The sequence below is a fragment of the Hoeflea sp. Naph1 genome, assembly GCF_046837775.1.
Lineage (GTDB): Bacteria > Pseudomonadota > Alphaproteobacteria > Rhizobiales > Rhizobiaceae > Hoeflea.
In genome coordinates, this window is record NZ_CP177286.1 from 549,924 (window position 1) to 568,959 (window position 19,036).

Annotated in this window: 14 protein-coding genes; 3 read left to right on the forward strand and 11 right to left on the reverse strand. The window is 60.6% G+C overall.

Annotation, left to right across the window (positions count from 1 at the left end; all coding sequences use genetic code 11):
* Window positions 1–23 precede the first annotated feature (23 nt).
* From trpA to ACK6D9_RS02685, 5 genes are all read right to left on the reverse strand, one after another.
* Window positions 24–863 carry a tryptophan synthase subunit alpha gene (gene trpA, locus ACK6D9_RS02665; protein WP_412050528.1) on the reverse strand — a complete coding sequence of 280 codons (840 nt, stop codon included), beginning with the start codon at window positions 861–863 and terminating at the stop codon, window positions 24–26.
* Window positions 860–1,570, reverse strand: coding sequence for a flavodoxin family protein (locus tag ACK6D9_RS02670; protein ID WP_412050529.1), 711 nt, complete (start codon window positions 1,568–1,570; stop codon window positions 860–862). Before ACK6D9_RS02670 ends, trpA begins: the two co-directional genes overlap by 4 nt.
* Window positions 1,571–1,572: 2 nt before the next feature.
* Entirely contained in the window at window positions 1,573–2,793 is a 1,221-nt protein-coding gene (gene trpB, locus ACK6D9_RS02675; RefSeq protein WP_412050530.1) for a tryptophan synthase subunit beta, read from the reverse strand.
* Window positions 2,790–3,464, reverse strand: a complete 675-nt coding sequence (locus tag ACK6D9_RS02680) for a phosphoribosylanthranilate isomerase (protein ID WP_412050531.1) — start codon at window positions 3,462–3,464, stop codon at window positions 2,790–2,792. Before ACK6D9_RS02680 ends, trpB begins: the two co-directional genes overlap by 4 nt.
* Window positions 3,465–3,574: 110 nt before the next feature.
* Window positions 3,575–4,321 (reverse strand): M48 family metallopeptidase, encoded by a 747-nt coding sequence (locus ACK6D9_RS02685; RefSeq protein ID WP_412050532.1) that lies wholly within the window; start codon window positions 4,319–4,321, stop codon window positions 3,575–3,577.
* A gap of 219 nt (window positions 4,322–4,540) precedes the next feature.
* Between ACK6D9_RS02685 and ACK6D9_RS02690 the strand changes: the two genes are divergently transcribed.
* A complete protein-coding gene (locus ACK6D9_RS02690) occupies window positions 4,541–5,947 on the forward strand; it encodes a tyrosine phenol-lyase (protein WP_412050533.1) in 1,407 nt (468 codons plus the stop codon).
* A gap of 66 nt (window positions 5,948–6,013) precedes the next feature.
* On the opposite strand, the gene ACK6D9_RS02695 is transcribed toward ACK6D9_RS02690, so the two are convergent.
* From ACK6D9_RS02695 to ACK6D9_RS02705, 3 genes are all read right to left on the reverse strand, one after another.
* Window positions 6,014–6,445 (reverse strand): DUF2852 domain-containing protein, encoded by a 432-nt coding sequence (locus tag ACK6D9_RS02695; RefSeq protein ID WP_322989876.1) that lies wholly within the window; start codon window positions 6,443–6,445, stop codon window positions 6,014–6,016.
* A 161-nt stretch (window positions 6,446–6,606) separates the two neighbouring features.
* Window positions 6,607–7,890, reverse strand: a complete 1,284-nt coding sequence (locus ACK6D9_RS02700) for a polyhydroxyalkanoate depolymerase (RefSeq protein ID WP_322989877.1) — start codon at window positions 7,888–7,890, stop codon at window positions 6,607–6,609.
* Window positions 7,891–8,437: 547 nt separating this feature from the next.
* Window positions 8,438–9,199 carry an IclR family transcriptional regulator gene (locus ACK6D9_RS02705; protein WP_322989875.1) on the reverse strand — a complete coding sequence of 254 codons (762 nt, stop codon included), beginning with the start codon at window positions 9,197–9,199 and terminating at the stop codon, window positions 8,438–8,440.
* Window positions 9,200–9,734: 535 nt separating this feature from the next.
* Here ACK6D9_RS02705 and xsc point away from each other — a divergent pair.
* A complete protein-coding gene (gene xsc, locus ACK6D9_RS02710; RefSeq protein WP_412050534.1) occupies window positions 9,735–11,519 on the forward strand; it encodes a sulfoacetaldehyde acetyltransferase in 1,785 nt (594 codons plus the stop codon).
* Window positions 11,520–11,562: 43 nt separating this feature from the next.
* Here the strand turns inward: xsc and ACK6D9_RS02715 are convergent, their stop codons facing one another.
* The 3 genes from ACK6D9_RS02715 to gyrB all read right to left on the reverse strand — a co-directional run bounded on the left by ACK6D9_RS02715 (window position 11,563) and on the right by gyrB (window position 17,406).
* The gene (locus tag ACK6D9_RS02715; RefSeq protein WP_412050535.1) at window positions 11,563–13,035 is read right to left on the reverse strand and encodes a PLP-dependent aminotransferase family protein; all 1,473 of its coding nucleotides are present in this window, start codon (window positions 13,033–13,035) and stop codon (window positions 11,563–11,565) included.
* Window positions 13,036–13,139: 104 nt separating this feature from the next.
* Window positions 13,140–14,522, reverse strand: a complete 1,383-nt coding sequence (locus ACK6D9_RS02720) for an aspartate aminotransferase family protein (RefSeq protein ID WP_412050536.1) — start codon at window positions 14,520–14,522, stop codon at window positions 13,140–13,142.
* A 448-nt stretch (window positions 14,523–14,970) separates the two neighbouring features.
* Window positions 14,971–17,406: a DNA topoisomerase (ATP-hydrolyzing) subunit B gene (gene gyrB / locus ACK6D9_RS02725; RefSeq protein ID WP_412051714.1), complete on the reverse strand. Its 2,436-nt coding sequence runs from the start codon at window positions 17,404–17,406 to the stop codon at window positions 14,971–14,973.
* Between the two features lie 202 nt (window positions 17,407–17,608).
* Between gyrB and ACK6D9_RS02730 the strand changes: the two genes are divergently transcribed.
* Window positions 17,609–19,003, forward strand: coding sequence for a cytochrome P450 (locus ACK6D9_RS02730; RefSeq protein WP_412050537.1), 1,395 nt, complete (start codon window positions 17,609–17,611; stop codon window positions 19,001–19,003).
* The last annotated feature ends 33 nt before the right edge of the window (window positions 19,004–19,036 follow it).

Genomic DNA, 19,036 nt, shown 5'->3' on the forward strand with positions numbered 1-19,036 from the left:
AATTCTCCACCAATGTGGGGGTGCTATTGCGCCGGCGCAAGACGTGCGGCACGCACGCCAGTCGCCAGTCCGCGGACCATGGTGGCGACGCTTTCGACGGTATCGGCGGTGGCCGCACCGTTGGCGTCAAGTGTGTTGGCGATCTGGTTGACGATGGCGGTGCCGACCACAACGCCATCAGCCGACTGGCCGATGACACGTGCCTGCTCGGCGGTTTTGACGCCGAAACCGACACAGACCGGCAGGTCGGTATGGCTCTTGATCCGTTCGACCGCAAGGTTGACTTTGGACGTATCGGCGATCGCCGATCCGGTAATCCCGGTCATCGAGACATAATAGACAAAGCCCGACGTGTTGCTCAGCACCCGTGGCAACCGCTTGTCGTCGGTGGTTGGTGTCGCCAGCCGGATGAAGTTGAGCCCGGCCTCGAGCGCCGGCAGGCACAGTTCCTCGTCCATTTCCGGCGGCAGGTCGACCACGATCAGCCCGTCGATACCGGCCTCACGTGCATCAACCAGGAATTTCTCGACGCCATAGATATAGATCGGGTTGTAATAGCCCATCAGCACGATTGGCGTTTCATTGTCGGTCTTGCGGAAATCGCGCGCCAGATCCAGCGTCCGCTTCAGTGACTGCCCGGCCTTGAGCGCCCGCTGTCCGGCCATCTGGATCGCCGGACCGTCGGCCATCGGGTCGGAAAACGGCATCCCCAGTTCGATCACATCGGAGCCCGCACCCGGCAGCGCCTCCATGATCTTAAGCGATGTGTCGTAATCCGGATCGCCGCCCATGAAATAGGTCACCAGCGCCGGCCGATCCTCGGCCTTGAGTTTTTCAAAACGGGTGTCGATGCGAGTGGTCATTCAGCTTGTCCGATCTTGGGGTGGTCAAAGCGCGCGCCGTCATTCCAGGCGTTGACGTCGTTGCCGTGCCGCGGAATGCCGCCCGCGTCCTTGAGCATACGGGCCATATGCATCAGGTTCCAGGTCATGAAGGTGGTGTTGCGCTTGGTAAAGTCGTTGTCATAGCCGGCGCCATCGTCGCCGTAGGACTTGCCCGGCCCGACTTCACCGATCCAGCCGCAATCGGCCTGCGGCGGAATCGTGTAGCCGACATGCTGCATGGCATACAGGCAGGTCATCGAGGCATGCTTGACGCCGTCCTCGTTGCCGGTGATCACGCAGCCGCCGGTCTTGCCGTAATAGATATACTGGCCGCGGTCATTACGCTGGCCGGAATGGGCATAGAGCCGCTCGATGATCACCCGGCACAGCGAGGATTCCTCGCCCAGCCACAACGGTGTGCCGATCACCAGAATGTCGGCATCGCGCACTTTCGGCCAGAAAATCTCCGGCCAGTCGTCGCGGTCAGCTCCGTGCTCGCGCATGTCGGGCTGCACGCCGAAAGCGATATGATGGTCCGCGGCACGCAAATAGTCGGCCTGCACGCCATTGGTTTGCATGATCGCCATCGAATTGCGCATCAGCCGTTCGGTGTGGCTTTCGCCCTGTGCGGTGCTCTTCAGCGTGGTGTTGATGAAGAGCGCCTTCAGATCGGAATATTCAACCATGCTCAGAGCTCCATCCCGAGGATCTTGCCGACGGTGAAGATGTCCTTGTCGCCGCGGCCGCACAGGTTCATGACGATGATCTGGTCCTTGCCCATTTTCGGAGCACGCTTGATCACCTCGGCCAGCGCGTGCGCGGGCTCCAGTGCCGGGATGATGCCTTCAAGCCGGGTCAACAGCTGAAACGCGTCAAGCGCCTCGGTATCCATGATCGGCACATAATCGACGCGGCCGGCTTCCTTCAGCCATGAATGCTCGGGCCCGATGCCGGGATAATCGAGACCGGCCGAGATCGAGTGACCTTCCTTGATCTGGCCGTCGCCATCCTGCAGCAGATAGGTGCGGTTGCCATGCAGCACGCCCGGCGAGCCGAGGGTAAGCGAGGCGCAATGTTCTTCGCCGTTCAGCCCCTTGCCGCCAGCCTCGACGCCGACAATCTGTACATCCTTGTCGTCAAGGAACGGGTGAAACAGACCGATCGCGTTGGAGCCGCCACCGACAGCTGCAACCAGCATGTCCGGCAACCGGCCTTCGGCAGCCATCATCTGTTCACGGGTTTCCTCGCCGATCACCGACTGGAAGGTGCGCACCATTTCCGGATAGGGGTGCGGGCCCGCCGCGGTGCCGATCAGGTAATAGGTGTCGTCGACATTGGTCACCCAGTCGCGAAGCGCCTCGTTCATCGAATCTTTCAGCGTGCCATGGCCGGATGTAACCGAATGGACCTTGGCGCCAAGCAGTTTCATCCGGAATACGTTGGGCGCCTGCCGCTGAACATCGGTGGCGCCCATATAGACTTCGCACGGATAGCCGAAACGTGCCGCCACCGTGGCTGTGGCGACACCGTGCTGGCCGGCGCCGGTTTCGGCGATGATCCGGGTCTTGCCCATGCGTTTGGCCAAGAGGATCTGGCCGATGCAATTGTTGATCTTGTGCGAGCCGGTGTGGTTGAGCTCGTCGCGCTTGAAATAGATCTTGGCGCCGCCCAGATGCTCGGTCAGCCGCTCGGCAAAATACAGCGGTGAGGGCCGCCCGACATAATGGGTGTTGAGATAGTCGAGCTCGGCGCGGAAGGCCGGATCGGCTTTTGCCTTGGCCCATTCCTCTTCCAGTTCGAGGATCAGCGGCATCAGTGTTTCGGCAACGAAACGACCGCCAAAAATACCGAACATGCCCTGTTCATCAGGGCCGGTGCGGAATGAATTCGGGGTGGTTGGCTGGTTCACTTCACGTACTCCTGAGACCGAATTTTGTCCGCATCGCGAACCGCCTGGACGAAGCCGTCCATCATAGAGAGATCCTTGATGCCCGGTGCGCTTTCAACGCCCGACGAAACATCGACGCCCGGCGCGCCGCTGATCGCCAGCGCCTCGCCAATATTGTCTTTTGTCAGCCCACCGGAAAGCATGTAACTAGCGGCCTCGTCAAGCTTGGCAAGCAGACGCCAGTCGAAGCTGACGCCGTTGCCGCCGGGCAGATCGGATCCCTTCGGCGGCTTGGCGTCGAATAAAAACCGGTCGGCAATGCCCTGGTAGGGGGCGATCCGCGCAAGGTCTGCGGCCTCGCGGATGGCAAATGCCTTCATCACCGGCAGGCCGAACCGCGCTTTCAGTTCCGCGGCGCGCCCGGGGCTTTCGCCACCATGCAGTTGCAGCCAGTCGGGCTTCATTTGCGCGACGATCTCGTCAAGGCCGGCATCGTCCATGTCGACGGTCACCGCGACCGTTTTCAGGCCTCGGCGCCGTGCCTGCTGGGCAAGGCCGGTGGCGGTGGAGACGGCGACATGGCGCGGGCTCTTTTCGAAGAAAATGAAACCCGCCATATCGGCGCCCAATTCGGCCGCGCGATCCACCGCTTCGGGCGTGCTCAGGCCGCAAATCTTGATCATCGCTTTCATGCGGCTGAACTCGCACAAAACCATGGCGGAGTCGAGACGGGCATGCGTCAAAGCCGCGACAAAGACCGCTCCGGCAATGGAAACATTCAGCCCGCAAAACTGCCGCTGGATTAGAACTTCACCGCAAACAGGCGCGATCCATTCTGCTTGAGCCAGCGCTTGCCCTCATCGGTGCGCGGGCAGAGCCTTTTGCAGGTCGCCCAGAAATTGGGTCCGTGGTTCATTTCCGCCAGATGCGCCACCTCATGGGCGGCCAGATAATCGATGACGAAGTCAGGCGCCATGGCGATCCGCCAGGAAAACGACAGGTTTCCCTCCGACGTGCACGATCCCCAGCGGCTCTTGGTATCCTTGTAGGAAATCGACCGCACCTTCTTGCCAAGATCGGCCGCATGGCCGGCCACCAGAACCTCGAGTTCGGCCCGGGCTACCCGCTTGAGGTGATCCGACACCCGCCGGCCGGCATGTTCGGGATTGCCCGAAACCAGCAGCACCGGCTCGCCGTCGATCTCGGTTACTTCTGCAAGCCCCCGCAATTTGCCGGTCATTTCGATCCGGTGCACGACCCCGCGAATGGTAATTTTGCCGATCTCGGTGAGCGGTCCGGTGTCGGGCACCCGGGCAAGCCGCGTCATCAGCCAGCCGTGATGACGGGTCAGGAACGCGTCAATCTCGGGGCTTGGCAAACCAGGCGGAATGGTCAGCTTCAAGGCATGCCCGCCGGGCTCTATCCGCAGCGTCATCCTAGTGGCGCGGGCGTGTTCACGGATCGTCAGCGGCAACTCACGGCCATTGACGCTCACGGCTTGTGGCCGTGGCGCGGGCGATCTGCGGGTGGGGCGGCCTAATCCGAACATGGTTTCTCATAACCGATTCGAGCGTTTTGAGAGCGACAATTATCCGCTTGCAGGGGCGCGGTTGCACATGTAACGATTTGCATGGCCACTTGACGGAGGCACTGATGTGCACCGCGCCAAGGGATGAAACGCCACGGGTTTTCCCGTGGTGCTTCTGGTTCGGACCCACGGGAAGATGACCGTAACAACGGCAACATCACTTCACGTTGAGGACTGAACATGAACGTTTTCACCAATGCCGCTTCCGCCGATCCCTGGGCGGAACCCTACAAGATCAAGATGGTCGAACTGCTCAAGAAGACCACGCTTGAGGAGCGCCGCCATGCAATCCGGCAGGCAGGCTATAATACATTTCTGCTGCGCTCGGATGATGTCTACATCGATCTGCTGACCGATTCCGGCGTCGGCGCCATGTCCGACCGGCAATGGGCAGGGCTGATGAGGGGCGATGAAGCCTATGCCGGCAGCGCCAATTTCTATCATCTCAGTGAAACGGTGACGGAGTACTACTCCTACACCTACACTGTTCCCACCCATCAGGGCCGCGGGGCTGAAAACATCCTGTCGCAAATCCTGATCAAGCCCGGCGATCATGTTCCCGGCAACATGTATTTCACCACCACACGGCTGCACCAGGAACTCGCCGGCGGCACCTTCGTAGATGTGATCATTGACGAGGCCCATGACCCGGCTTCGCTCCACCCCTTCAAGGGCAGTGTTGATATCGCCAAACTCGACGCCCTGGTCGAACGGGTCGGCGCCGCACGAATTCCCTATGTCTGCATCGCCACCTGCGTCAACATGGCCGGCGGCCAGCCGATCTCTTTGGACAATCTCCGGCAGGTGCGCCTCTGGTGCGACCGCCACGGAATCCTGATCATCCACGACATGACCCGGGTGGCCGAAAACGCCTATTTCATCCAGCAGCGGGAACAGGGCTATGCCGACAAGAGCGTACGCGAGATCGTCCATGAAATCTGTAGGCTGACCGACGGCGCGACCATGTCGTCGAAAAAGGACGCAATGGTCAATATCGGTGGATTTCTGGCGCTCAATGATGAGGCGCTGTATGAAAAAGCCTGCAATCTGGTGGTCGTCTATGAGGGTCTGCATACCTATGGCGGCATGGCTGGTCGCGATATGGAGGCGCTGGCCATCGGGATCACCGAAAGCGTGGATGACGAGCATATCCGTGCCCGTGTCGGCCAGGTGGAATATCTCGGCCGCAATCTCGAAAGCCTGGGTGTGCCGATCGTCCTGCCTATTGGCGGTCACGCGGTGTTCATCGACGCACGGGCAACGTTGCCGCATATTCCACAATCACAATTCCCGGCCCAGGCGCTGGCTGCCGCGCTTTATGTCGACGCCGGGGTTCGGGTGATGGAGCGTGGCGTGGTTTCGGCCGGGCGCGACAAGCAGACCGGCGAGAACATCATGCCCCGGCTTGAACTGGTGCGGTTGACCCTGCCGCGCCGGGTCTACACCCAGGCGCATATGGATGTGGTGGTTGCAAGTGTCGCGCGGGTGATGCGGCAGGCTGATCAGATCAAGGGCCTGCGCTTTACCCACGAGCCCGAATATCTGCGCTTCTTCCGCGGCCGTTTCACCGAGATCGACGCTGGCTGAACCAACCCGAATCAAAAAGGGCGGCGCGATGAGCGCCGCCCTCCAGGGAGGTCATGTTGCGGCCGTTCAGCCGTCGATTTCAGGGACAGAGCGGCCCTTCTTGGACTTGTTCTGGCTTGCCTTGCGGTCGGCCATGAACTGCTCGAACTCGGTGCGGTCACGGGCCATGCGAAGGTCGCGCATGTGCTGGTCGAATTCCTGGCGCATTTCATCAAGCTTCTTGCGTTCCTCATCAAGCCGCGCCATCTCGGCGTCGCGCCATTCGTCAAACGCCACGTTGCCGGTGCTCGTGCGCGGCGCATGGGTGCTCCTGCGGAACGAGCAGGCGAAGCCGTCTGCGGCGCGGTTGACATCGGACTTGAACGTATCAAGCCGGTCACCAAACAGGATGTAAGCCAGCATGGCCAGACCCAGCGGCCAGAAAACCATGAACCCCAGGATCATCAGGGCGATGGTTGCCGGCGTCCACGCCGGGCGGATCATTGCGGTCTGTGTCATTGGTGAAAACCTCATCATTTGAAGGAAAGCGGGGGCGTTTCCCTGTGTAAATGATGTGGTATGGATCAACCGTCGATTCAAGAAAATGCCCGCAGTTATCCGATAACCTGTTGGTATAAAACAGAATTATCGGATTACTAAAATGCGGTGGATTTTCGTTTTCAGTGGCTGCGGCCACCCTTGACGAGCTTCGGCCCAGGCTTCGTACCACGATCGGCACGGGCGTTGGCGCGGGCGAATTCGATGATTCGCGGGGCGATCTCGGCACGGAAGCGCGAGCCGTTGAACACGCCGTAATGACCGACCTTCGGCTGCACGTAATGCTGCCGCATGGCATCGGGAATGTTGGGGCAGATGGTTTGTGCCGCTTCGGTCTGGCCAAGTCCGGAAATATCGTCGTTCTCGCCTTCGACAGTCTGCAGCGCCACCGAACGGATCGCCGTAGTGTCGATCTTGCGACCGCGGTGCATCATTTCGCCCTTGGGCAGCGAATGCTTGATGAACACCGTATCGACGGTCTGCAGGTAGAATTCGGCGGTCAGATCCATCACCGCGAGATACTCGTCGTAAAAATCGCGATGCCGCTCGGCCGAATCGCCGTCATCCTTGACCAGGTGCAGGTAGAAATCCTTCTGCGCGATCATGTGGCGGTCAAGATTCATGGTCATGAAGCCCGACAATTGCAGGAAGCCGGGATAGACCGAACGGGTAAAGGCGGGCAGCGGCCACGGGATCTGCATGATCACGTTATCGGCAAACCATTCCAGCGGCTTGGCCTGCGCCAGTTCGTTGACGCCGGTCGGGTTGATACGGGTGTCGATCGGTCCGCCCATCAGCGTCATTGATGAAGGCGCGAACTTGTCGCCGTCTTCTTCCATCAATGCCACGGCAGCCAGAACCGGAACCGATGGCTGGCAGACGGCAATCACATGGGTTTCAGGCCCAAGTTCATGCAGCATCTCGATGATGTAATCGATATAATCGTCGAGGTCGAAGCGACCGTCGCTGACGGGTACCATGCGTGCGTCGGTCCAGTCGGTGACATAGACCTCGGCATCGGGCAGCAATGTTTCCACCGTACCGCGCAACAATGTCGCGTAATGCCCCGACATCGGCGCTACGACCAAAATCTTCGGGTCTTGCGGGTGGTTGGCGGGCAGGCAGCGTTCGAAATGAATCAGGTTGCAGAAGGGTTTCGACCAGACGATTTTCTCGTGCACCGAGACCGGGCCGGATTTCAGCGTGGTCTGTTCAAGGCCGAATTCGGGCTTGCCGTAACGGCGCGTGGTTCGTTCGAACATTTCGAAACCGGCGGCTACGGAGCGTCCAAAGGAGGTGTGCGACATCGGGTTGACGGGGTTGCGGAAAGTCATCCGCATCGCATCGGCGTAAGCTCGCATCGGCGCCAGAGCCGCATGGTTGAGCTCGTACATCTGGTAGAACATGATGTGTAGTCCCTTTTGCTGGCCGACCCGGCTGTGGGCGCTTGCCATCTTACGTTGCTTTAGCTTGCGGCAGTCTGGCGTGGTGCACCGCGAAAGCAGGGGCGAAGCGTAGCACGGTTTTGTTGCATGGCAACAACGCCGCTGTTGTAAACCGCCATCTCATTCGACCAATGGATGAGATAGGTTCATGGTTTCATGGGTTTACGCTCTGCCGCAATGCGGCAGAAAACACGTTTCCGGCGCTCAGCAACGCGTGCGGTGCGGCAAAACAGGGTCAAATTTGCCCGCTTGAGTGATCAACCTGACGGTTTCGGCCGATATCGCCGCCTCTGCCTGCCACCCATTGGCGCGGCAAAACTGGCCTTGATATCTGACGCAAGGCCCGGCCGCCGCGCCGCGCATCCGATTGGACGCGCAAAGGACGCTGGCCCTCTTATTCTTCCGAGGATTGCCGCCATCGGGCTGTGATCATCGCCCATTGCACAAACGAGTTCACGCTGCGGAGTGTATTCTGATCAATCGGCAAAGTCCGGGAATGTGGCCGCTATCAGCACAGCATGATCTGCATTTTCTTGACCGCGGCATCGAACTCCGGAACAAAGCTTTCGAGCATGTCCAGCGTCATCCGCACGGTTGGCCCGTGACAGGCGAGCGCTGCCAGGAACCGCCCATCGCTGTCGAGCACCGGCACGGCTATGGCGATCATGCCGTCCATGAATTCCTCATTGTCAAAAGCAAAACCGCGTTTGCTCACGAGCGTCAGTTCGCGCAGCAGATCGTCGGGATCGGTGATGGTGTTGGCCGTCCGGCGATCAAGTGTCAGCGCCTGGGCATAGGCCTTGCGCTTGCGGGCATCCAGGCTCGCCAGAAACACCTTGCCGCTGGCTGTACAATGGAACGGCACATGCGTTCCGATCGGCAACAGCACCCGGAATGCCCAGTCGGTCTCGACCCGGTCGAGATAATTCATGCCATCGTCCTCGGGGACGACATAATTGACGGTCTCCCGGATTTTCGACGCCAGTTCCAGAAGGATCTGCCGCCGCAATATGTGGTCACGTGAGGAATGCAGTAGTCCGGCGCCAATCGTCCGGGCCCGCCGTGTCGGCCGCAGACGTTTGCCGCCGGGCTCGTAAAGCAGGAATCCTTCCTCAACCAGGGTGGCGCAAAGCCGGTGGATAGTCTGCTTGGGAAGTCCGATCGACTGGTTGATTTCGGTTGGCGTCAGCGGTTCGGCGGCCTTCCCGATAGCTTCCAGAATGAGCAGCGTTCTCAGATTTGTCGCAATGCGTTCGTCGGATTTCGGCACGGTTTCTCCAGAGTCAGATTTTTACCTGCATGATCTGCAAGACCTGTGGGTGCGAAGGATATCGAATGAATCAGATGACCAATGAGAGGTACGCCCTCAATTTCGAGTTTTTTAAGTTCAGTGTTTCTGTTGCGTCGGCTGTTGTTTGCGGCGCCTGCAGTGTTCGGCGCCGCCATTCGTCTGCAGGCGCCTGACGAGGCAGGTCGCAATTTCTTGAGTGTCCACCCGCGGGCGCCGCTGATCGGGCTCTGCATGTAGGCGTCCCGTCCGCCGATTGCCACCCCAATCTCGCACGTGCGTATGCAACTAAAGATATCCGGTCACGCGGCGTGTTTGGTCAATTGACCGGCATATTGCCGCTACCGACGGCCGGCGCGGTGTCAGCAGACATGACACGGTTCCCGCCGCAGTCTCTTCTCCAAAGCGCCAAGCGTTGCGGCCAAGACCCGAATCTGGCGTTGTGAAGCAGCCAAACTGGCTCTAGAGCACATCGGGCCAGTTGTGGTTTCTAGACCGCAACAAGGAGGAATGTCCGATGCCCAAGATGACCACCGAGGAAGCGTTCGTCAAAGTTCTGCAGATGCATGGAATCGAACATGCATTCGGCATCATCGGCTCGGCCATGATGCCGGTGTCGGATCTCTTCCCGCAGGCCGGAATCACCTTCTGGGACTGTGCCCATGAAACCAATGCCGGGTTGATGTGTGATGGCTTCATCCGTTCCACCGGCAAGATGGCGATGGCGATTGCCCAGAACGGGCCCGGCGTCACCGGCTTCGTCACCCCGGTCAAGACCGCCTACTGGAATCACACGCCGATGCTGCTGATTACCCCGCAGGCGGCCAACAAGACCATCGGTCAGGGCGGATTTCAGGAAATGGAGCAGATGCGGCTGTTTGCCGATTGCGTCTGCTACCAGGAAGAAGTGCGTGACCCGTCACGCATTCCCGAAGTGCTCAACCGGGTGATCATGAAGGCCTGGCGCGGTTCGGCCCCGGCGCAGATGAATGTGCCACGCGACATGTGGACGCAAGTAATCGATGTCGAGCTGCCGCAGGTGGTCCGCTTCGAACGCCCCTCCGGCGGTGAACGGGCCATTGCGAGAGCCGCTGAGATGCTCTCGAAAGCTAAATTTCCGGTGATTCTGTCTGGCGCCGGCGTGGTGCTGTCCGACGCCATCCCTGACGTTGTCGCGCTGGCCGACCGCCTTGATGCGCCGGTCTGCTCGAATTACCAGCACAATGACAGCTTTCCCGGCTCGCACCCGCTTGCCGTCGGACCGCTCGGCTACAATGGTTCGAAGGCGGCGATGGAACTGATAGCCAAGGCCGATGTGGTGCTGGCGCTCGGCACCAGGCTCAATCCGTTCTCGACCCTGCCGGGCTATGGTATCGATTACTGGCCAAAAGACGCCGAAGTGATCCAGGTCGACATCAACGCCGACCGCATCGGCCTGACCAAGAAGGTCAGCGTCGGCATAGAGGGCGATGCCGCCAAGGTCGCCCGCGCCATTCTCGGCCAGCTTGCCGACAACGCAGGGGATGCCGGCCGCGAAGACCGCCGCAATCTGGTGTCGCTGACCAAGTCCCGCTGGGCCCAGGAACTCTCCTCGCTCGATCACGAGGATGACGATCCCGGCACGGTCTGGAACGAAGAGGCCCGTGCCCGTGACGCCGATCTGATGTCGCCGCGCCAAGCCTGGCGGGCGATCCAGTCGGCCCTGCCGCGCGATGCGATCATCTCGTCCGACATCGGCAACAACTGCGCCATCGGCAACGCCTATCCGACTTTTGAACAGGGCCGAAAATACCTCGCGCCTGGCCTATTCGGCCCTTGCGGTTACGGGTTTCCATCGATTCTCGGCGCCAAGATCGGCCAGCCCGATGTTCCGGTCGTGGGCTTTTCCGGCGACGGGGCTTTCGGGATTTCCATGAACGAAATGACCGCCTGCGGCCGCGACGCGTGGCCGGCAATCACCATGGTGATCTTCCGCAATTACCAGTGGGGCGCGGAAAAGCGCAACACGACGCTGTGGTATGCCGACAATTTCGTCGGTACTGAACTTGACCGCGACACCTCCTATGCGGCGATCGCCGAGGCCTGCGGCGCCCGCGGCGTCGTCGTCAGCGACCAGCAGGGCCTGACTGAAGAACTGCAGAACGCGGTGGAGCGGCAGATGAAAGATGGGGAAACCACCTTCATCGAGGTTCTGCTTAACCAGGAACTCGGCGAACCGTTCCGACGGGATGCGATGAAGAAACCGAATGTGGTAGCCGGCATCAGCCGCGACGACATGCAGCCGCAACAGGGCGCATCATAGCAGTTCGGGCGCGATGCAGGCCTCCCTGGGGCGCGTGCCCGCGTCAGTTATTCCGGAAACTGTCAATCGTCTCGGCGATGATGGTGATGCCGGCGTCTATCTTGGCACTTTCGATCGACGAATAGGCGATGCGATAGTAACGACTGCCGTCTTGCGGATTTTCGAAAAACACGTGGCCCGGTTCAATCAGCACGCCGCGCTGTTTGAGCGCCACCGCCAGATCCTGCGCGCTGATCGGCGCAGGTGTCTTCATCCAGATACTGGAGCCGCCCGAAACGTCGACGCCGGCTGTCCGCAGGCCACAGCGGGCGATCGCCGTCTGCATGACCTCGCGGCGCTGGCGATAGACCTGGCCCATGCGCGCCACCAGCGCATCATAATGGCCGAGTGACAGGAAGTTGGCAGCAGTGCGCTGCAGATGGCCCGGCGGATGTCTGAGGATCGCTGCCCGCAAAGCCCTCGCTTCGCGGATGAAGGTTTCCGATCCAACCATGTAGCCGAGCCGCAGGCCCGGAAACAGAGACTTCGAGAACGAGCCGATATAGATCACCCGACCTTCCTCATCGAGCGATTTGAGCGCCGGTTCAGGTGGATTGAGGAACGACATCTCGAACTCGTAGTCATCCTCGACGATCAGGAAATCATGCCGTGCCGCCATCTCCAGAAGCGCGTGCCGCCGTTCCAGCGGCATGGTCACATTGGTGGGGCAATGATGGCTCGGCGTGGTAAACACCACATCGGTTTCCACCGGCAGCGCGTCAAGCTGCATGCCGGCCTCGTCGACCGGCACCGGCACCACATTGCAGCGCGCCAGGTTGAGCGCCACCCGAAGTCCCGGATAACCGGGATTTTCCATCGCCGCCGTGCGCCGTTGATTGAGCAGCACCTGGGCGCACAGCCACAGCGCGTTCTGCGCGCCCATGGTGATCAGGATCTGTTCCGGCCGGGCATGGATGCCGCGCCGCGGCAGCGTGTTGAGTGCGATATATTTGACCAGTTCCGGGTCATCGCGCTCGTAGCTGTCAGCAGTGACGGTGGAAAATTCGCGCTTGCCCAGCGCCTGAAGGGCACATTGCCGCCAATTGCTGTGGTCGAAAATCTTCTCGTCGGCCTGGCCGTAGATGAACGGGTAGGGGTAACTACGCCAGTCGACCGGTTTTTCGGGCATTATTTGGTTGGAATAGCGCTGCCCGATCGCCCGGCTCCAGTCCACTGAGTCCCGGCCCGCCGCCTTTGGCAGGTCGAACCGGGTACGCTGCGGCGCGGTCGGCGAGACATAGTAACCCGATCGTCCCTTGGCAATCAGATAGTCGTCGGAGACAAGTTCGCTATAGGCTAGCGTCACCGTAATCCGGCTGACGCCTAGATGCGCCGCCAGCTTGCGGCTTGATGGCAGTTTGGCACCGGGAGGAAAGCGCGCGGACAGCACGCCCTCGCTGATCATCCTCTGGATTTTCTGTTGCAGTGTCCCCTCGAATTTTGGATCGAGGAAAAATGTGTCTATCGGAATCGACATTTGGATATCTGGCCAGTTCGGGCCAGCATATCGGTAGCGTGGACGGATAGGAAGGGACGGCACGTTCGTCGGGTGCCGCCCCTTCTTTCCGATCATTCCTGCATCTATCCGAACACCCGTGTCAGTGCCTGATCGATGCTGTCGGTGATCTGGTCGATGTCGGATGCCGTGGCGATCAGCGCCGGGCTCAGGCACAAGGTGTTGTTGAAGCCAGGCAGCGACCGGTTGGTGGCGCCGATGATGACACCCTGCGCCATGCAATCGGCCACCACTGCCTGAACTCTTTTCTCCTCCGCCGGCGTGCGACTGTGGCGGTCCTCGACCAGTTCGGCGCCGACAAACAGCCCCTTGCCGCGAACTTCGCCGATCACCGCGTGTTTTTCCTGAAGCGCCAGCAGGTTGTCAAACAGCCGATGGCCCATCGCCTGGGTGTTGTCGATCAGCTTCTCGTCTTCGATGATCCGCATGTTTTCCAGCGCCGCTGCCGGCCCTGCCGCGCAGCCGCCGAAGGTCGAGATATCGCGGAAATAGGACATCGGGTCGCCCGCGTCGTCCTTGAATTGGTCGAACACCGCTTCCGTCGTCACTGTACAGGAAATCGCCGCATAGCCCGAGGCGACACCCTTGGCCATGGTCACGAAATCGGGCTTGATGCCGTAATGCTGATAGCCGAACCAGGCGCCGGTGCGGCCGACACCGCAGACCACTTCATCGATATGCAGCAAAATATCGTATTTGCGGCAGATCTCCTGCACCCGCTCCCAGTAGCCGGCGGGCGGAGTGATGACGCCGCCACCGGCGGTGATGGGCTCCAGACACAAGCCGCCTACGGTCTCGGGGCCTTCGCGCAGGATCACCTCCTCGATCGCGTTGGCTGCGGCCTCGCCATAGCTTTCGGCGTCCGGGTACTGGCTGCGGTATTCAAGACAATGCGGCACCATCACGAAACCGGGCGCCAGTGGTCCGTATTGTTCCACCCGTTGTGGCTGCCCGCCGGCCGACAGCGCGGCCAGCGTGGTGCCGTGATAATCCCGGTCACGGTAGAGGATCTTGTATTTCTTGCCGCCATGATGCCGATGCGAGATCTGCCGGATCATCTTGAAGGCCTTCTCGTTGGCCTCTGATCCGGAGTTCGAGTAATAGACCCGACTCATGCCCGGCATTTTTTCGATGAGTTTCTTGGCGAACAGCGCACCGGGAATCGAGCCGGCGCTGTTTGCGAAATAGTTCATCTTGATCAACTGGTCGCGCACCGCATTGGCGATGCTTTCGCGGCCATAGCCGACATTGACTGTCCAGACCCCGCCCGAAACTCCGTCCAGATGCTCCTTGCCGGTGGCATCCCAGACCCGCATGCCGCGTCCCTCGACCATGATCCTGGGGTCGATCGTCTCGAACGGCTTGTGCTGGATCAGATGGTGCCAGACATGCGCCCGGTCGGCTTCGATGACAGCCTGGATATCATTGGCTTGGATGGACAGATTCATGATCGGGCTCCTCCCGGAAATTACAGGTTTCGGCAAACCCCTAGCGGCAAAACCATCGCCGAAGTTCGTGCCACGAGAATAGGGCCAGAGCCATATCTGTTATATGGCCAGAAAACTCGAATGAAACCAAAGACCTGAGGCTGATAATCAAAACGGACGCAGTTTTCACGGCCAAATTGGCGCTATGGCTTCGGGGGCCGGTTTGGTCGGATTCATCCTATCGGCGCAATAACGAAGCGAAAGAACGCCAAATTGACAGCACAACGCGTCGAAATGGCAGATCCTTGGCATCACCAGCGACAGCTTCGATATCCTGATGTGGATGGCTAAGAGGTGGCTGGTGCGGTGGAAGCGTCGCGGCTGCGCTGAAAACAAATGTGGGATACAAAACGCCGCCACTCCAGATCGGGGGGGCGGCGTAATCCTTGTCTCTAAAATGGTGGTCGCGTCAGGTGTCGATATTAGCGACCGACAGCGCGTTGTCCTGGATGAACTCGCGCCGCGGTTCGACTTCATCTCCCATAAGCCGCGAAAACAGGCTGTCGGCATGAACTGCGTCATTGACCCGAACCTGCAGCAGCGAGCGTGCATGCGGATCCAGCGTTGTCTCCCACAATTGCTCGGCGTTCATTTCGCCCAGACCCTTGTAGCGTTGCAGCGTCAGGCCCTTGCGGCCGACCGCGAACACCGCGTCGAGCAATTCGCGCGGCCCTGAAATCTGCTGTCCGCCTTCCTTGCGGCGCAGTACCGGCGGCGCGCTGTAGACATCGCGCAGCTTGGCATTCATCTGGTCGATCATGCGCGCGTCCTGGCTGCCGATCAGCCCGGCGTCGAGAAGCACCGATTCCTTGACGCCGCGGACCACGCGTTCAAACTTCAGCCCGCCATTTTCGGTGGTGGAACCGGTCCATCCGCGCTCGGACTCCTCTGAGATCATGTCGAGCCGTCGCGCGACTTCGGCGACCATGGCGTCTTCTTCGACCGCATTGGTCGCCCGTTCCGGATTGAACGCGCCGGCAATTGCCGCCTGCTCGACAACCGAATGGTCGTAACGCGAATGCAGGCCCTCAAGCAGCGCCCGCATTCTCAGCGCGTCGGTGATGGTATCCTTCAGGTCGGCACCGGTGCGCACTTCGCCGCTCGACAGTTCCAGCGCCGCCTCGTCCAGACCGGTCGTGACCAGGTATTCCTCCATGGCCTTTTCGTCCTTGAGGTACTGGCTCGATTTGCCGCGCGCTACCTTGTAGAGCGGCGGCTGGGCGATATAGAGGTGCCCGCGCTCGATCAGTTCCGGCATCTGCCGGAAGAAGAAAGTCAGCAGCAGCGTGCGAATATGGGCGCCGTCGACATCAGCATCGGTCATGATGATGATCTTGTGGTAGCGCAGCTTGTCGGCGTTGAACTCGTCCTTGCCGATGCCGGTGCCGAGCGCCATGATCAGTGTGCCGATTTCCTGGCTCGACAGCATCTTGTCGAACCGGGCCCGCTCGACATTGAGGATCTTGCCCCTGAGCGGCAGAATTGCCTGGGTTTCACGTGAGCGGCCCTGCTTGGCGGAGCCACCAGCGGAATCGCCCTCCACCAGGAACAGTTCGGACTTGGCAGGATCCTTTTCCGAACAGTCTGCAAGCTTGCCGGGAAGTGAGGAGATGTCGAGCACGCCCTTGCGGCGCGTCAATTCGCGCGCCTTGCGGGCGGCTTCGCGCGCAGAGGCCGCTTCGATCACCTTGCCGACGAGGATCTTCGATTCGGCCGGGTGTTCTTCAAGCCAGGCGCTCAGCGTCGAGTTCACCAGGTTCTCGACCACCGGCCGGACTTCGGAGGAAACCAGCTTGTCCTTGGTCTGTGACGAGAATTTCGGGTCCGGCGCCTTGACCGACAGCACCGCGGTGAGGCCTTCGCGGCAATCATCGCCGGTGAGCGAGACCTTTTCCTTCTTGGTCAAGCCGGAACTGTCGGCATAGGATACCATCTGCCGGGTCAGCGCCGCGCGGAACCCGGCCATGTGGGTGCCGCCGTCGCGCTGGGGAATGTTGTTGGTAAAACACAGCACGTTCTCGTGGTAGCTGTCGTTCCACCACATGGCGAGTTCGACAACGATACCGTCCTTTTCGCCCAGCAAGGTCACCGGATCGGCGACCAGCGGCTTCTTCGAGCGGTCGAGATAGCGGACAAAGGCCTCCAGCCCGCCTTCGTAGAACAGTTCCAGTTCCTTCACATCCGAATGCCGCCGGTCGGCCAGCAGAATGCGTACGCCGGAATTGAGGAACGCCAGTTCCCGCAGCCGGTGTTCCAGCGTGCCGAAATCGAATTCGGTCATGGTGAAGGTTTCGGTGCTTGGCATGAAGGTAACTTCGGTGCCGGTCTCGTCGCCGCAATCGCCGAGAACTTCAAGTGGCGCATCAGCTACACCGTGCGTGAACCGGATCTGGTGGATCTTGCCTTTGCGCCGGACCACAAGCTTCAACCAGAGCGAAAGCGCGTTGACCACGGAAACGCCGACGCCATGCAAGCCGCCGGAGACCTTGTAGGAATTCTGATCGAACTTGCCGCCTGCGTGAAGCTGCGTCATGATCACTTCGGCCGCCGAAATACCTTCGCCGCTGTGAATATCGGTTGGAATCCCGCGGCCGTTGTCGGTCACTGTCACCGATCCGTCCGGGTTGAGCGTCACGGTGACGCGGTCGGCATGTCCGGCGAGGGCCTCGTCGATGGCGTTATCAACCACCTCATAGACCATATGGTGCAGGCCGGAACCGTCGTCAGTATCTCCGATATACATGCCCGGCCGCTTGCGAACGGCATCCAGGCCCTTGAGAACCTTGATCGATTCGGCGCCGTATTCGGCCTCCACGGTCGGGATTGTCTCGGGCGTATCATTCATCATGCAGGGTCTTTCAGTCCAAGCCGGGTCTACCGGCGGAAACGTCAAAAATCGCGGCGGCGAATCACCACGCGTATAGCACGCCACTATAGGCGTCGGGAGGGTGAAAACCAAATCGCCGAGGCCATGGAATTGTGGAACTTACAGTGCATATATGGAGCAAGGCCCCGCCAGATCAAAGGCCAAACCAAAGGAAACGCGAATGTCTTCCCCGCTCGCCCCGTTCGTGCCGCCGGCGCCGGTCCCCCGCACCAGGCCGCCCTCGCGGTTCGAGATCATCCGGACCGTCATGCGCAATCCGCTGGAACTGTGGGGCGAGCCGTCGTTTCGCCTGCAATGGATGAAGGTGAAGTTTTTCAACGAACGGACGCTGATTGCCAACCACCCCGGCCTGGTGCGTCACGTGCTGGTCGACAACGCCGCAAACTACAAGATGGCGGTGATCAGGCAGTTGATCCTGCGACCGATCTTGCGCGACGGGTTGCTGACTGCGGAGGGTGAGACCTGGCGCCGTTCGCGCAAGGCCATGGCGCCTGTTTTCACACCGCGCCATGCCCAGGGTTTTGCCGAGAAGATGCTTGCGCAATCGCGCGCATTCGCCATTCGCTACGAGGTCGCGGCAACCAGCGGCGAGGTGTGCGACATCGCCGTCGACATGACCGAACTAACCTTCGACATTCTTTCCGCAACGCTGTTTTCCGGGCAGGTCGCCGGCAGCGAGGTCGAGTTTGCCGGCGACATCGAACGGTTGTTGTCGACCATGGGAAGGGTCGATCCGATGGATCTGCTCAAGGCGCCGTCCTTTGTGCCGCGCTTGCGGCGAGTGCTTGGCCGCAAGGTGTTGGCCAAATTCAGGAACATCGTCAAGCAGACCATGGCCGATCGGCAGCTTCTGATGCGCTCCAACCCCGATGCCGTGCCGGAAGACTTCCTCACCCTCTTGATCCGCCAGCAGGGCCCTGATGGCCTCACCCTTGACGAGATCGAGGACAACATCATCACCTTCATCGGCGCCGGCCACGAGACCACCGCGCGGGCGCTGGGCTGGACGCTCTATTGCCTGGCCAATTCGCCGACTGACCGGCAAAAGGTCGAGGCCGAGATCGATCATGTGCTGGCGCATGAGCCTGATCCGGTCAAATGGCTCGAGATGATGCCGTGGACCCGGGCCGCCTTCGAGGAGGCGATGCGGCTCTATCCTCCGGCGCCCTCGATCAACCGGGCTGCGATCGCCGACGACCGGTGGGAAGACGGCGAGGGTGAAACCGTCACCATCGAGGCCGGCACCACCGTGCTGGTGATGCCCTGGACCCTGCACCGCCACACCAAATTGTGGGATCAGCCAAACGCCTATATCCCCTCCCGCTTCCTGCCCGAAAACCGCGGCAAGATCGACCGCTATCAGTATCTGCCGTTCGGCGTCGGGCCGCGCATCTGCATCGGCGCCACCTTCGCGCTGCAGGAGGCCGTGATCGCTCTCGGAGTGCTGTTGTCGAGATACCGGTTTGACTGCACTGCCGAGACCAATCCATGGCCGGTGCAGAAGCTTACCACTCAGCCGGAAGGCGGATTGCCGATGCGGATCCACCGGCGTTAGCCTGTCCGCGGCGGATATCCGTCGGAACAAGGC

Bases quoted from the DNA above. Each gene is read 5' to 3' on its own strand.
- trpA (WP_412050528.1), bottom strand. From the start codon at position 863: ATGACCACTCGCATCGACACCCGTTTTGAAAAACTCAAGGCCGAGGAT.
- ACK6D9_RS02670 (WP_412050529.1), bottom strand. From the start codon at position 1,570: ATGGTTGAATATTCCGATCTGAAGGCGCTCTTCATCAACACCACGCTG.
- ACK6D9_RS02680 (WP_412050531.1), bottom strand. From the start codon at position 3,464: ATGAAAGCGATGATCAAGATTTGCGGCCTGAGCACGCCCGAAGCGGTG.
- ACK6D9_RS02685 (WP_412050532.1), bottom strand. From the start codon at position 4,321: ATGTTCGGATTAGGCCGCCCCACCCGCAGATCGCCCGCGCCACGGCCA.
- ACK6D9_RS02690 (WP_412050533.1), top strand. From the start codon at position 4,541: ATGAACGTTTTCACCAATGCCGCTTCCGCCGATCCCTGGGCGGAACCC.
- ACK6D9_RS02695 (WP_322989876.1), bottom strand. From the start codon at position 6,445: ATGACACAGACCGCAATGATCCGCCCGGCGTGGACGCCGGCAACCATC.
- ACK6D9_RS02700 (WP_322989877.1), bottom strand. From the start codon at position 7,890: ATGTTCTACCAGATGTACGAGCTCAACCATGCGGCTCTGGCGCCGATG.
- xsc (WP_412050534.1), top strand. From the start codon at position 9,735: ATGCCCAAGATGACCACCGAGGAAGCGTTCGTCAAAGTTCTGCAGATG.
- ACK6D9_RS02715 (WP_412050535.1), bottom strand. From the start codon at position 13,035: ATGTCGATTCCGATAGACACATTTTTCCTCGATCCAAAATTCGAGGGG.
- ACK6D9_RS02720 (WP_412050536.1), bottom strand. From the start codon at position 14,522: ATGAATCTGTCCATCCAAGCCAATGATATCCAGGCTGTCATCGAAGCC.
- gyrB (WP_412051714.1), bottom strand. From the start codon at position 17,406: ATGAATGATACGCCCGAGACAATCCCGACCGTGGAGGCCGAATACGGC.
- ACK6D9_RS02730 (WP_412050537.1), top strand. From the start codon at position 17,609: ATGTCTTCCCCGCTCGCCCCGTTCGTGCCGCCGGCGCCGGTCCCCCGC.